Below are 13,173 nucleotides of genomic sequence, written 5' to 3'. Positions count from 1 at the left end.
TATGCGGTAATTGCCGAGTGTGTTGCGTTGTGTCGTCCGTACGTCATGCCAGCCGTCAAGGGGAAAGTGTCTCACTCCCTGGGACGGGCCACATCCCGGGCGTCTGGTTGACTCGACTTCCTTGTGGAGAACGGGATTTGGCGGGCCGGTTGTCCACAGCGATCCACACTCTCCCAGGAGTTATCCACAGGCTGTGTGGAAGATCTGTGGACTTCGGAATTGATCACTCCGGAAAGCGCCAACGGACTGAAGAATTCCTGGGTCAAACCACGTCGACACCCACCTTCGGGTGGAAAACGGTCGCCCCCAAAGATGAACCAAAGGAAACGCATGGACGAAGAGTGAGCCAGGCGCCGGTGGCCCCGGTCGGGGCTCCCTGGGCGATTTGTCGACCCGCCGGCACCACTCTGTCGACTTGTCCCCAGGTCGAGAAGGGAACCTGTGGATAACTTCTGTGGATAACGTTCGTCCGCAGGTACGACCGGTCGGCGTCCGCCTGTACGACGGCTAGAACCGGCCGTCCTGGCAGCGCGCCACCCAGTCCGCCGCCGCCATGAACTCCTCGTCCGACGTCCCCGGCGGCGTCGGCCGGGCCCCGCCCTGCGCGATGTCCGCGCGCGGATAGGAGCCGAGGAAGCGCACCTGGAGACAGATCCGCCGCAGCCCCGTCAGCGCCTCCGCCACCCGCCGGTCGGCGATGTGCCCCTCGGCGTCGACGCAGAAGCAGTAGTTGCCGATGCCGGCGCCGGTCGGCCGGGACTGGAGCAGCATGAGGTTGATGCCGCGCGAGGCGAACTCGCCGAGCAGGTCGCGCAGGGCACCGGGGTGGTCGTCCCGCTGCCACAGCACCACGGAGGTCTTGTCGGCACCGCTGGGCGCGGCGGGCCGGGCCGGGCGGCCGACCAGCACGAACCGGGTCTGCGCGTTCTCCGCGTCGTGGAGCCCGGTCTCCAGCGCTTCCAGGCCGTACCGGGCGGCCGTGAACTCGCCGGCGAAGGCGGCGTCGTAGTGGCCCTCCTGGACCAGACGGGCGGCGTCCGCGTTGGAGGCCGCCGACTCCCAGGTGGCCTCCGGGAGGTTGGCGCGCAGCCAGTTGCGCACCTGGGGCTGGGCCGCCGGGTGCGCGGAGACCGTCTTGATGTCCGTGAGCCGTGTGCCGGGGCGGACCAGCAGCGCGAAGGTGATCGACAGCAGCACCTCGCGGTAGATCATCAGGGGCTCGCCCGCGACCAGCTCGTCCAGGGTGGTGGTGATGCCGCCCTCGACGGAGTTCTCGATCGGCACGAACGCGGCCTCGGCCTCGCCGGCCCGGACCGCGTCCAGCGCGGACTGCACCGAGACGTACGGGATCAGCTGCCGGGTGGCCGCCTCCGGAAGCGTGCGCAGGGCGACCTCCGTGAAGGTGCCCTCCGGGCCGAGGTAGGCATAGCTCGCTGGCATGTCCTCACCCTAATGGCCGCGGGCCCGGTCGGCTGAGGCGTTCGACGACAACCACTCGACCAGGTGGTTTGAGCCCGGTTCACCCTGCACACTCCGGGTTCCCGGGCTCACCCCTCCAGCAGCCGCTGCCCCACGTACTCCCCCTTCGCCGCCCCGCCCGGCACCGCGAACAGGCCGCTCGCCTCGTGCCGGATGTACTTCGACAGCGCGTCACCCCGGTCGAGCTTGCGCTGCACCGGGACGAAGCCGCGCAGGGGGTCCGCCTGCCAGCAGACGAAGAGCAGACCGGCGTCGGGCGTGCCGTCCGCGTCGATGCCGTCGTGGTAGGAGAACGGGCGCCGCAGCATGGCCGCGCCGCCGTTCTTCTCGGGCCGGGTGATCCGGGCGTGGGCGTTGAGCGGGACGACGTAGTCGCCGTGCGCGTCGCTCTTCTCCAGGTCCATCGGAGTCGTCTCGTCGCCGCCGGACAGTGGCGCCCCATTGGCCTTGCGGCGCCCGATGACCTGCTCCTGGGCGGTGAGCGACAGCTTCTCCCAGTCGTCCAGGAGCATGCGGATACGGCGTACGACCGCGTAGGAACCGTTGGCCATCCACGCGGGCTCGCCCGAGGCCGGCACGAAGATCCGCTGGTCGAAGTCGGCGTCGGTGGGCTTGGGATTGCCGGTGCCGTCGAGCTGGCCCATCAGGTTGCGGGCCGTCATGGGCTGGGCGGTGGCGCCGGGGCTGCGGTTGAAGCCGTTCATCTGCCAGCGCACCCGCGCGGCCGAGCCCGCGTCCTTCTGGATCGCGCGCAGGGCGTGGAAGGCGACCAGGGCGTCGTTCGCGCCGATCTGCACCCACAGATCACCGTCGCTGCGGGACCTGTCGATGTGGTCGGAGGAGAAGTCCGGCAGCGGGTCGAGCGCGCCGGGCCGCTGCTTCTCCAGGCCCGTCCTGCCGAAGAAGCTGTACCCGAAGCCGAAGGTGAGGGTCAGCGAGGACGGGCCCGCGTCCCGGGCCACATCGGTGTCGCCGTGCGGGGCCGCCTCGCCCGCCATCAGCCGCTCGGCGGTCGTGGACCAGCGGCGCAGCAGGGCCGCCGCCTCCTTGCGTCCCGCGCCCGCCGCCAGGTCGAAGGCGACGAGATGGCCGCACGCCTGGAGGCCCTCGGTGATGCCGGGCTGATGTTTCCCGTGAAACATCGCCCGCCCCGAACCCACCGAGGTGAGCGGAGTGGCCCCGGCGGGCGCGGAGGCGTAGCCCACGGCCCCGCCGGCCGTGCCGAGCACGAGCCCGGTGGCGCCGGCGGTGCCGAGCAGGGCGCGCCGCGAGATGCCGCTCGCCGCGGACACGGGCTCCGCCGGCGGCGCGTCGGGCGTGCGGGCCTGAGGGATGGACTGGTCGGGCATGGTGTGGTTCAGCCGATCTGCGCGTTCTTGGAGACGGTCACCTGGTCGATGTCGGAGGTGCGGACCGTGACGGCGATCTTCCAGTCGCCGGCCATGGGGATCTGCACCCCGCTCGCCGACCAGTGGCCGGTGGTGATGTGGTCGGGGTTCACGGGAAGCGGACCGATCTTCTTCGCCTCCAGGGTGAAGGAGACCTTCACCTCCGGGACGTCGAAGGCCCGGCCGTTGGGGCGCTGGACGTAGACGTGCATCTCGTTGCCGCCCACGCGCGCGGGGTCGAGGTCGATGCTGACGACGCCCTTGCCGTCGGTGCCGCCGGTGTCGAACGGCATGTCCAGGGTGAGCGCGCCGGACGCCGCCTTGGTGCCGGAGTCCGCCGGCGCGGAGGTGGCCGCCTTGGCCTCCTGCTCGGTGCGGCCCGGCTCGGTCTGCGTCAGCGCGGTGGTGACGGCGAGCAGCACGATGGCGACGCCGGCCTCGGCGAGCACCGAGCGGCGCAGACCGAAGCGGTTCGCGTCGCCGTCCCGCAGCCGCTTCTCCCGGGCGGCGTCGACGGCCGCGCGCTGCCGGGCGAGCTGGGCGGCGCGCTGGGTGTCACGGGTACCGGTGCCGGTGCGCTTGCCGTCACCGGTCGCCTTCGAGGCGGCGACCTGCTCCGCGCGGGCCTGGGTCTTCCGCGCCTTCCCGGTGCGGACGGCCGGGTCCGTGAGCCGTCCCGTCCACCGCCGGGACACGGTCGCGATGCCGACCAGCACCGCCACCAGCCCGATCTTGACCAGCAGCAGCTGCCCGTACCGGGTCTCGGTGAACGCCGACCAGGAGCCGAGCTGCCGCCAGGACTGGTAGGCGCCGGTGACGACGAGGGCGAGGACGCTGCCGAAGGCCACGCGGGAGAAGCGCTGTACGGCGGCGGCCTCGACGGGGGTCTCGGCGGGTGCCCGGTACAGCGCGGTCAGCAGGGCGGTGAGGCCACCGAGCCAGGCGGCGACGGCCAGCAGGTGGACGACGTCGACCGGCATGGCGATACCCGGCTGGAGCCCGGTCGAGGCGTGCTCGGCCATGGCCCAACTGGTGGCGAGACCGGCCGCGACGACCACTCCGCCGACGGCGAGGCCGAAGGTCAGGTCGCGCTTCTCCTCGCCCTCTTCCCGCCGGGTGTAGGTGCCGAAGAGGACGGCGACGAACAGCGCGGCGGCGGCGAGCAGCAGCAGCCGGGAGACCAGCGCGGCACCGGTCTTCGTCTGGAGCACCTGGCCGAGCAGGTCGAGGTCGAAGACGTCGGCGAACTTCCCGGAACCGGTGTACGCGCCGCGCAGGAGCAGCAGCCACAGGGTGGCCGCCGTCAGCGCGACCCAGCCGCCGACGACCAGCCGCTGGAGGGGCCGTACGCCCGCGCCGTGCCGCCAACAGGCGAGCACGAAGGCCGCGCCGCCGGCGAGCACGATGAACCCGGCGTACGACACGTACCGCCCGAACGCGTAGAGCCCGCCCACGACCCCGCCGCCCGCAGTCGGACCGGTGCCCGAGACGACGGTCCGCGAGGGCGCCCCGACGGAGAAGGTGTAGGCGCCGGCGACGGGGTGGCTGTCCGCGGAGACGACCTGGTAAGTGACGGTGTAGGTGCCGTCGGCCAGACCGCTCTTGAGCCGCACGGCGTACGTCGTCCCGCTCACGTTGGCCGGGCTGCCGGTCTGCACCGGCTTGCCTTTCGGGTCGAGGACGCGCAGGGAGTCGTCGTTCAGCGCCACCTTCTCGGAGAAGGTGAGCGACACCTGGGTGGGTGCCTTGTCGGCCACCACCCCCTGCGCGGGGTCGCTGCCGGTCAGCGCCGCGTGGGCGGAGGCCGGTCCGGCGCCCGCCAGCAGCGCGCCGGTGACGGCGATGAACAGCAGCACCAGGATCCGCACGCGGGGGGCGATGGTCCGGGTCACGGTGATCCCTCCCTCAGTGGCCGGTCGACGGGTTGTACGTGGCGGACTTGACGGGCATCTCGACGGTGAGCGGCTCCGACTCGCTGAAGGTGAGCTTCACGGTGACCGTCTGGCCCTGCTTCGGCGCGCGCTTCAGCTTCTCGAACATCAGATGGTTGCCACCGCTTCGGAACACGAGCCGTCCGTGGGCCGGTATCGCGAAGGAGGACTTCTCCGCCATGGCGCCGCCGACCGTGCTGTGCATGGTCACCTCGCCGGCGACGTCACTGGTGACCGAGGTCAGCTCGTCCCCGGCCCCGCCCTTGTTGGTGATCGTCAGGAACCCGGCGGCCATGTCGGCGGAGACGGGCTGGGGCATGTAGGAGGAGCCGACGGACAGCTCGGCCTTGTCCGACCCCGAGCCGGACCCGGAGCAGCCGGTGAGGGCGAGGGCCCCGGTGAGCGCGCCCGCGGTCAGGACCGCGGCACGGCGCCTCACGGGTTGGCTCCCTCGACGAGCTTGGGCAGGTCCTTGGTGTAGTCGTCGACCGTGGCGTCCTCGCCGTAGAGGACGTATCCGGCGTCGGTCTTCGGCGAGAAGGCGACGACCTGGGTGCCGTGGACGGAGACCAGCTTGCCGTTCTTGTCCTTCGTCGTCGGCTCCACGGAGATGCCGACGGACCGGGCGCCGGCCTGGATCTTGGCGAAGTCGCCGGTCAGACCTATGAACTGCGGGTCGATGCCCTTGAGCCACTTGCCCAGCTCGGCCGGGGTGTCGCGGCCGGGGTCGGTGGTGACGAACACCACCCGGAGGTCGTCCTGCTCGGTCTTGGGCAGCGCCTTCTTGGCGACGGCGATGTTGCTCATCGTCGTCGGGCAGATGTCGGGGCAGTGCGTGTAGCCGAAGTAGACCAGGGTCGGGTGTCCCTCGGTCTCCTTGCGGAGGTCGTACTTCTCGCCGTGGGTGTCGGTGAGGACCAGGCCCGGCTTGTCGAAGGGCTGGTCCAGCACGGTGGCGACCTTGCCCGCGTCCGACCCTCCCGAGACCACGGCGACCGGCGACTTGCCGTCGTCGCCGCTGCCGCAGGCGGAGAGGGTCAGGGTGGCGGCGGCGAGCAGCACGGCCGCGGTGAACGTCTTATTGCGCATAGAAAAATGTCCCAGATGTGTGAACTGCGGCGCGCACCGGGGTCGTACGACGGCCCGGGTGGCGGGGCGTACGCGGGGTCGTACGACGGCCCGGGTGGCGGGGCGTACGGCACCCGGTGCGCGCTGCGGAACGAAGGCTCAGGCGGCGGTCCGGCGGCGGCCCGCGAGGACGCCGTAGGCCACGCCCGCGACGCCGATCACGATGCCGACCACGCCGAGCACGCGCGCGGTGGTGTCACTGCCGTCGCCGGAGTCCTCGGCGGCGGTCGTCTTGCCGGTCTTCTCGGCGGTGTTCTCGGCGCTCGCCGTGTCCTGGTGGTCGTCGGAGGCGGCGGACAGCTCCAGGACCGGGGCCGGGTTCTCCGGCTCGTCCTGGCCCTTCTGCGGCACCTCGATCCAGCGGACGACCTCCTTGTTGGAGTACGTCTGGATCGCCTTGAACACCAACTGGTCGGTGTTCTCGGGCAGTGCGCCCAGGGAGAGCGGGAACTTCTGGAAGTAGCCGGGCTCGATGCCCTTGCCGTCGGCGGTCCAGGTGACCTTGGTGACGGCCTCGTCGATCTTCTCGCCGTGCATGGTCAGCGGCTTGGCCAGCTTGGACTTGGTGACGTCGATCTTCCAGCCCGGGATCGCCTCCGGCATCACCGAGGCGATCGGGTGGTCGGCCGGGAAGTTCACCTCGACCTTGGTCGTCGAGGCGTTGTCCCGCTCGTTCGGGACCTTGAAGTCCACGACCGCGTAACCGCCCTTGGCCGCAGGGCCCTCCGGCTGCACGGAGACGTGCGCGAAGGCGGGGGCGGACAGGGTGAGGACGGCCGTACCCGCGACAGCGGCGGCGGCGGCGATACGAGAAGCCTTCATGGAAGGAAGCACTCCACTCTGCGTGAGAACCGGTGATGAAGAGGGATACGCACGCGTGACCGGTGTTGTCGCAGTACGGCACGGAAATCGCCCGTACGGCTCGGCAGGACGCGCGCGCGCGCGTGCCGCGCGTCGGCGGCACACCGGGTCCGTGTCGGGGGAGCGGTGGCCGCGTCAGGCAGCGAGGAGGAAGGCGGCGGCGGGCGGGCCGCGCCGGATCACCGTGTGCTGGAGTGCGGCGGTGTGCGGAGCCGGTGCCTCGTCCCGGTCGGGGCGGGGGCCGCGCGGGCCGGGCCCGGTGGCGGGCAGCAGCCCGGCGCACAGGGCGCGCGTCAGCGCGAGAGCCGCGCGCAGGGATCGTACGAGCGCCCCCTCCGCGACTCCGTGCGCCGATAGCTCGATCAGCCGCAGCACCGCGAGATCCCCGCGGCGCAGCAGCCAGCCGGCGGCGACGGCCGCGAGCACATGGCCGAGCAGCATCGGCAGCGAGGGCAGCAGACCGGCCGAGGCGCCGGTGGCGTCGTGGACGTGCTCGATGGTGCCCATGGCGCCCGTCGGCCGGCCGGCGCGGTCGATGAGACGCGCGTCGAGCAGCAGGCGGAAGGCGTGTCCCGGAGTGAGGGACGCGGCGGTCGAGCCGCACACGAGCCGCGTGGCCTGCTCGACCAGCGCGCCGTCGCTCAGCACGGCACCCGTCGGCCCGCCGACGCCCGTCGACGCGGTCGACCCCGTCGAGCCCATCGACATCCCGGCGGAGGCCATCGTCGCCCCGTGCTGGCCCAGCCCGAACAGCGTGTGCAGCACGGTCTGACCGAGGGCGAGGAGTACGGCGATGCCCGGCAGCGAGCGGGCCCGCCCGGCGAGCGGTGCCACGAGCAGCAGGGCGCCGAGGAAGCCCGCGCCGAGCGTCCACAGCGGCACGCGCGCGCAGGAGGCCAGCACGTGCCCGCCCGCGGCCAGCGCGACGCAGACCGCGGCGAACACCGCGGCCCGCAGGATCCGGAGTCCGGCTCCGGAGTGCGCCGTGCGTGGGTGGGGGGCAGTCATGGCGGGGCCATCATCGCACTGCCCTTACCGCGCGTATACGGCAGGGCGTCTGAGGCGCCCCTCATACACCGATTCCTCCCCCGGCGCATCGGCCGGACGGGCGCAGACACGTCGACGCGGTGCTTACGGCCGCCTACGGGCGGCAATACGTAACGGTATGTCGAGCCGCGGCCAGGAGGCTGGAGCATGAGCATCTGGTGGTCACTCCATCTGCGGCGCGAGGCCGCCAGTGTGCCGCTCGCCCGGCGGCTGCTGATCGGCACGATGGAGACGGCGGGCGTCGACCCGGAGATCTCCTACGACCTGTCCGTCGCCCTGAGCGAGGCCTGCGCGAACGCCGTCGAGCACGGCGGGGACACCGCCCGCGGCGCCTCGGAGGCGTACCGGGTGACCGCCTATCTCGACGGCGAGAAGTGCCGTATCGAAGTGACCGATTCCGGTCCCGGCTTCGCCCGCCCGCAGGACCCCCGGCCGGCCCGCCCCGACGCCGAGCACGGCCGCGGCCTCTGTCTGATCCGCGAACTGGCCGACCACGTGCACATCGGCCCGAAGCCCGGCCGGGGCGGGACGGTGGTCAGTTTCGACAAGATCCTCAAATGGCGGAAGGACCCGTCCCTCCTCACGGCCTAGCCGCGGCCCTGCCGGTGCCGCCGGGCTGGCCGAGGACCTTCGCCAGGGTCTCCAGCGCCTCCGGGTACAGCCGCTCCCTGGGAGTGCCGTAGCCGACGACCAGGCCCTGGGGCCGGCCGGGGCCCGGGGTGTGCCAGTGGTCGCCGAGCGCGCCCAGCGCCAGGCCCTCCGCCTCGGCTCGGGCCAGGACCGCGGCCTCGTCCGGCACCTCGATCAGCGCGTGCAGCCCGGCCGCGACCCCCCGCACGCTCCGGCGCGCCCCCAGCCGGTCCAGCAGCTGGTCCCGGCGCCGCCGGTAGCGCAGCCGGCACGCGCGCACATGGCGGTCGTACGCATGGCTGTCGATCAGCTCGGCGAGCGCGAGCTGGCCGATGGTCTCGGTGTGGTGGTCGCTGTGCAGCTTGGCGTCGGCGACCGCGTCGACCAGGTGCGGCGGCAGCACCATCCAGCCGAGCCGCAGCGCCGGGCCCAGGGTCTTGGAGGCGGTGCCCAGGTACACCACCTGGCCCGGCGCCATCCCCTGCACCGCGCCCACGGGCTGGCGGTCGTAGCGGAACTCGCCGTCGTAGTCGTCCTCCACGATCAGTCCGCCCCGCGCGCGTGCCCAGTCGGTGAGCGCCCGGCGCCGCTCGGGGTGCAGGGTCACCCCGGTCGGGTACTGGTGGGCCGGCGTGACCACCACGGCCGCCGCCCCGCCCAGCTCCTCGGGGCGAACCCCGCGCGCGTCGACCGGCACCGGCAGGACCGTTCCGCCGTTGTGCCGCACCACCTCCCGGTGGAAGGGCAGCCCCGGGTCCTCCATGGCGACGGCGGCGCCGTCCAGCACCCGTGTGAGCAGCGCCAGGCCCTGCACATAGCCCGAGGTGATGACGATCCGCTCCGGCGGCGCCAGCACCCCGCGCGCCCGCCCCAGGTAGCCGGAGAGCGCGGTGCGCAGCTCGATCCGGCCGCGCGGGTCGCCGTAGTCGTACGCCAGCGAGGGCGCCGTCGCTATGGCGCGGCGCAGCGCGCGCAGCCAGGCCGCCGCCGGGAACGCGCCGACGTCCGGGCTGCCGGGACGCAGATCGAGACGCGGCGCACGCGCGCGCGTGTCCGTCCCCGGCTCCTCCGCCTGCACGGCCGGCAGCTCGGCGACCCGGGTGCCCGAGCCCTGCCGTGCCGTCAGGTACCCCTCGGCGACCAGCTGGTCGTAGGCGGCCTTCGCGGTGCCGCGCGAGATCCCGAGGTCGGCCGCGAGCCGCCGGGTGGCGGGCAGCCGGGTACCGGGCGCGAGCCGCCCGTCCCGTACGGCGTCCCTGAGGGCTCGTTCGAGCCCCACCCGGCGGCCGTCCACCGCATCGGGTTCGAGATGCAGGTCGACACCGACGCCCGACCAGAAGCCGTCCACGTTTCCACCCCCGTCACTGCACGCGCCCCGAGGGGCGCGGGAAACTGCGCGGTCGGCCACGGCTGCCCCCGCAGACGAAATGGCCGGGCACCTCCCCGGTACCCGGCCATTCAAACGCAGATCAGCCCTTCAGGGAGGCCATCCACGATTCGACCTCGTCGGAGCGACGCGGCAGACCGTCGGAGAGGTTCCGGTTGCCGTCCTCCGTGACGAGGATGTCGTCCTCGATCCGGACGCCGATGCCCCGGTACTCCTCCGGCACGGTCAGATCGTCGGCCTGGAAGTACAGCCCCGGCTCGACGGTGAGCACCATGCCCGGCTCCAGCGTGCCGTCCACGTACGTCTCGGTCCGCGCGGCGGCGCAGTCGTGGACGTCCATGCCGAGCATGTGCCCGGTGCCGTGCAGGGTCCAGCGGCGCTGGAGGCCCAGCTCCAGGACCCGCTCGACCGGACCCTCGACCAGGCCCCACTCGACGAGCCTCTCGGCGAGCACGCGCTGCGCGGCGTCGTGGAAGTCGCGGTACTTGGCGCCCGGCTTCACGGCCGCGATACCGGCCTCCTGGGCGTCGTACACGGCGTCGTAGATCTTCTTCTGGATCTCGCTGTACGTGCCGCCCACGGGCAGCGTGCGCGTGACGTCGGCGGTGTAGAGGGTGTGGGTCTCCACGCCCGCGTCCAGCAGCAGCAGGTCGCCGGAGCGGACCGGGCCGTCGTTGCGGACCCAGTGCAGGGTGCAGGCGTGCGGGCCGGCCGCGCAGATGGAGCCGTAGCCGACGTCGTTGCCCTCCACGCGCGCGCGGAGGAAGAACGTGCCCTCGATGTAGCGCTCGCTCGTCGCCTCGGCCTTGTCGAGAACCTTGACGACGTCCTCGAAGCCGCGGACCGTCGAGTCGACGGCCTTCTGGAGCTCGCCGATCTCGAACTCGTCCTTGACGAGACGGGCCTCGGAGAGGAAGACGCGCAGCTCCTCGTCGCGCTCGGCGGTGACCTTGTCGGTCAGGGCCGCCTCGATGCCGGCGTCGTAGCCGCGCACCACGCGGACCGGGCCGGTGGCCTCGCGGAGCTTGTCGGCCAGCTCGCGCACGTCGGCGGCCGGCAGGCCGTACAGCGCCTCGGACTCGGCGAGGGAGTGCCGGCGGCCGACCCACAGCTCGCCCTGGCCGGAGAGCCAGAACTCGCCGTTCTCGCGGTCGGAGCGCGGCAGCAGGTAGATGGTGGCCTCGTGGCCGTCGCCCTTGGGCTCCAGCACCAGGGCGCCGTCCTCGGTCTGGTTGCCGGTGAGGTACGCGTACTCGACGGAGGCGCGGAAGGGGTACTCGGTGTCGTTCGAGCGGGTCTTCAGGTTGCCCGCCGGGACCACCAGGCGCTCGCCCGGGAAGCGGGCGGAGAGCGCGGCACGGCGGCGCGCGGTCTCGGCGGCCTGCGGGATCGGCTCCAGGTCACGCAGCTCCGTGTCGGCCCAGCCGGACTTCATGTTCTCGGCAAGCTCGTCGGACACGCCCGGGTACAGGCCGTTCTTCCGCTGCTTGACGGTCTCCTCGGCCTCGGTCTCCGGGCCCTCCGCGGTAGCGGAGTCGGGGACAGCCGGGTTGAGCTCGTCGGACACGTGATCCTCCTCGGTACGCCAGTGATCTCCCCCGGGGCCCGCGACGCTCCTGCTTGTGGCCGAGCGGGGACCTCCATCATCGTACGGTCGCACCAGGAGCGGGCGGCGGCGGATGACCTGTTATGCCCGGTCATGCCGACCGCCCGGAGCGCGTGCTCAGTCGAAGCGGGCCGCCAGCAGGACGACGTCCTCCTCGCTGTCGGCCGCGTCCAGGCCGTCCGGCAGGACCGCGCGCAGGACGTGGTCGGCGACGGCTCCCGGATCCTGCCGCGCCGTGCGCGGGACGCTCGCGGCGGCAGCGTGCAGCCGGGCGAAGGCCCGGTCCATCGGGTCGCCGGTACGGTGCAGCAGCCCGTCGGTGTAGAGCAGGACCGTCTCCCCGGGCTCCGCCTGGATCTCCACGCTGGGCGCCTCCCAGCAGGCGAGCATGCCGAGCGGCGCGGAGACGGAGGTCTCGGCGAACTCGGTGCGCCGCTCGCCGATCAGCAGCGGCGGGCTGTGCCCGGCACCGGCCAGGGTGACCTTGCGCACGGCGGGCTCGCAGTAGGCGAACAGGGCGGTGGCCGAGCGGGCCGGCTCGGTCAGCCGCAGCAGCAGCTCCAGGTCGGACAGGACGGCGACCGGGTCCTCGCCCTCCATCACGGCGTACGCGCGCAGGGAGGCGCGCAGCCGCCCCATGGCGGCCACCGCGCCCGGCCCGGAGCCGGTGACCGAGCCGACCGAGAGGCCGAGGGCGGCCTCGGGCAGCGGCAGGGCGTCGTACCAGTCACCTCCGCCGCGCGGACCCGCGCGGCGGCGGGCGGCGAGCTGGACGCCGGGCACCCGGGGCAGCCGGGCGGGCAGCAGTTCGTCGGTGAGGGTCGCCACGCACGCGCGCGTGCGCTCCACCTCCAGCAGCCGGGCGAGGTGCTCGGTGGCGTGCCGGACGTACAGGCCCACGAGGTGGCGCCGGCGCTCGTGCGGCTCGGCCGGTTCGTCGTAGAGCCAGACGACGGCGCCGAGGCGGCCGGCGGACTCGGTGGCGAGCGGGAGGGCGTAGCTGGCGGCGTAGCCGAGGCGGGCGGCCACCTCGCGATGGCGGGGGTCCAGGCCCTCCTCCGCGAACAGGTCCCGGTGGACGATCTCGGCGGTGCCGCCGGGGTCGTACGGCAGGGCGCCGCGCGGCACGGTCTCGATGTGGCCGAGGTCGGCGCGGCCGAGGCCGAGGCCGAGGGTGGTGCGCGGGCCGTCGCCGTCGGCGGGCTCCAGGACGACCAGGCCGCGGCGGGCGCCGACCAGGGCGGCGCCGGCGCGCATCAGTTCGTGCAGGGCGGGGTCGAGGGCGCCGGTGCGGGAGAGGCGCTCGGTGAGTTCGTGGAGGGTCGTGAGATCGGAGACCCAGCCGGCCAGCCGGTCCTGGAGCAGGGCGCCCGGGGCGGGGCTGTGCGGCGCGGGGACCGCAGGGGCGGGGGAGGCGGGTGCGGCAGTGTGGGCGGGCGGGGGAACCGTAGGATCGATTCCAGCCACTTTCGGAGGGTGCGGGGCGTTCATGGCGTCCGGCCCTCAGACCGGTGCGTATTGCTGAAAAGCATCGCAAACCCCCATGTCATTCTGCGCCGCTAGCAGTGTCTCCACATGTACACGCAGTCGTGAGGGGATGTCCAGCATTGTCCTGCGGGGATTCCTGGTGTCCATGAGGTTGGTGAGGGTTTTCCTCGAACCCCTTGCCTTACTGCCAAGTTGGCTCAAAACTGCCTTAGGTATCGGTTCATTGCG

At 72.7% G+C, this 13,173-nt stretch carries 11 protein-coding genes; 1 reads left to right on the top strand and 10 read right to left on the bottom strand.

What is annotated here, in order from left to right; translation table 11 throughout:
* Positions 1–507 precede the first annotated feature (507 nt).
* The 7 genes from pheA to IE273_RS30650 all read right to left on the bottom strand — a co-directional run bounded on the left by pheA (position 508) and on the right by IE273_RS30650 (position 7,795).
* Complete coding sequence (gene pheA, locus IE273_RS30680) at positions 508–1,440, bottom strand: prephenate dehydratase (RefSeq protein WP_189818431.1); 933 nt, start codon at positions 1,438–1,440, stop codon at positions 508–510.
* Positions 1,441–1,547: 107 nt separating this feature from the next.
* Complete coding sequence (efeB, locus tag IE273_RS30675; protein WP_189818430.1) at positions 1,548–2,828, bottom strand: iron uptake transporter deferrochelatase/peroxidase subunit; 1,281 nt, start codon at positions 2,826–2,828, stop codon at positions 1,548–1,550.
* Between the two features lie 8 nt (positions 2,829–2,836).
* Positions 2,837–4,759, bottom strand: a complete 1,923-nt coding sequence (locus IE273_RS30670) for a copper resistance CopC/CopD family protein (protein ID WP_189818429.1) — start codon at positions 4,757–4,759, stop codon at positions 2,837–2,839.
* 13 nt (positions 4,760–4,772) lie between these two features.
* A complete protein-coding gene (locus tag IE273_RS30665) occupies positions 4,773–5,237 on the bottom strand; it encodes a copper chaperone PCu(A)C (protein WP_189818428.1) in 465 nt (154 codons plus the stop codon).
* Positions 5,234–5,887: an SCO family protein gene (locus IE273_RS30660; protein WP_189818427.1), complete on the bottom strand. Its 654-nt coding sequence runs from the start codon at positions 5,885–5,887 to the stop codon at positions 5,234–5,236. Before IE273_RS30660 ends, IE273_RS30665 begins: the two co-directional genes overlap by 4 nt.
* Positions 5,888–6,025: 138 nt before the next feature.
* Positions 6,026–6,748 carry a YcnI family copper-binding membrane protein gene (locus IE273_RS30655; RefSeq protein WP_189818426.1) on the bottom strand — a complete coding sequence of 241 codons (723 nt, stop codon included), beginning with the start codon at positions 6,746–6,748 and terminating at the stop codon, positions 6,026–6,028.
* A gap of 174 nt (positions 6,749–6,922) precedes the next feature.
* The gene (locus tag IE273_RS30650; RefSeq protein ID WP_189818425.1) at positions 6,923–7,795 is read right to left on the bottom strand and encodes a hypothetical protein; all 873 of its coding nucleotides are present in this window, start codon (positions 7,793–7,795) and stop codon (positions 6,923–6,925) included.
* 186 nt (positions 7,796–7,981) lie between these two features.
* On the opposite strand from IE273_RS30650, the gene IE273_RS30645 reads away from it, so the two are divergent.
* Entirely contained in the window at positions 7,982–8,425 is a 444-nt protein-coding gene (locus IE273_RS30645) for an ATP-binding protein (RefSeq protein ID WP_189818424.1), read from the top strand.
* Here IE273_RS30645 and pdxR read toward each other — a convergent pair.
* The 3 genes from pdxR to IE273_RS30630 form a co-directional block, all read right to left on the bottom strand.
* Complete coding sequence (gene pdxR / locus IE273_RS30640; RefSeq protein ID WP_189818423.1) at positions 8,415–9,812, bottom strand: MocR-like pyridoxine biosynthesis transcription factor PdxR; 1,398 nt, start codon at positions 9,810–9,812, stop codon at positions 8,415–8,417. The two genes, IE273_RS30645 and pdxR, sit on opposite strands and share 11 nt — an antisense overlap.
* Positions 9,813–9,933: 121 nt before the next feature.
* Positions 9,934–11,418, bottom strand: coding sequence for an aminopeptidase P family protein (locus IE273_RS30635; protein ID WP_189818422.1), 1,485 nt, complete (start codon positions 11,416–11,418; stop codon positions 9,934–9,936).
* Between the two features lie 156 nt (positions 11,419–11,574).
* Positions 11,575–12,948: a PP2C family protein-serine/threonine phosphatase gene (locus IE273_RS30630; protein ID WP_189818421.1), complete on the bottom strand. Its 1,374-nt coding sequence runs from the start codon at positions 12,946–12,948 to the stop codon at positions 11,575–11,577.
* Between the last annotated feature and the right edge of the window lie 225 nt (positions 12,949–13,173).

The organism is Streptomyces olivaceoviridis (assembly GCF_014650115.1).
Lineage (GTDB): Bacteria > Actinomycetota > Actinomycetes > Streptomycetales > Streptomycetaceae > Streptomyces > Streptomyces olivaceoviridis.
Note: the sequence above shows the minus strand (reverse complement) of the source record. Positions and strands in the feature narration are given on the sequence as shown.

Bases quoted from the DNA above. Each gene is read 5' to 3' on its own strand.
- efeB (WP_189818430.1), bottom strand. From the start codon at position 2,828: ATGCCCGACCAGTCCATCCCTCAGGCCCGCACGCCCGACGCGCCGCCG.
- IE273_RS30650 (WP_189818425.1), bottom strand. From the start codon at position 7,795: ATGACTGCCCCCCACCCACGCACGGCGCACTCCGGAGCCGGACTCCGG.
- IE273_RS30630 (WP_189818421.1), bottom strand. From the start codon at position 12,948: ATGAACGCCCCGCACCCTCCGAAAGTGGCTGGAATCGATCCTACGGTT.
- IE273_RS30655 (WP_189818426.1), bottom strand. From the start codon at position 6,748: ATGAAGGCTTCTCGTATCGCCGCCGCCGCCGCTGTCGCGGGTACGGCC.
- IE273_RS30645 (WP_189818424.1), top strand. From the start codon at position 7,982: ATGAGCATCTGGTGGTCACTCCATCTGCGGCGCGAGGCCGCCAGTGTG.
- pheA (WP_189818431.1), bottom strand. From the start codon at position 1,440: ATGCCAGCGAGCTATGCCTACCTCGGCCCGGAGGGCACCTTCACGGAG.
- IE273_RS30660 (WP_189818427.1), bottom strand. From the start codon at position 5,887: ATGCGCAATAAGACGTTCACCGCGGCCGTGCTGCTCGCCGCCGCCACC.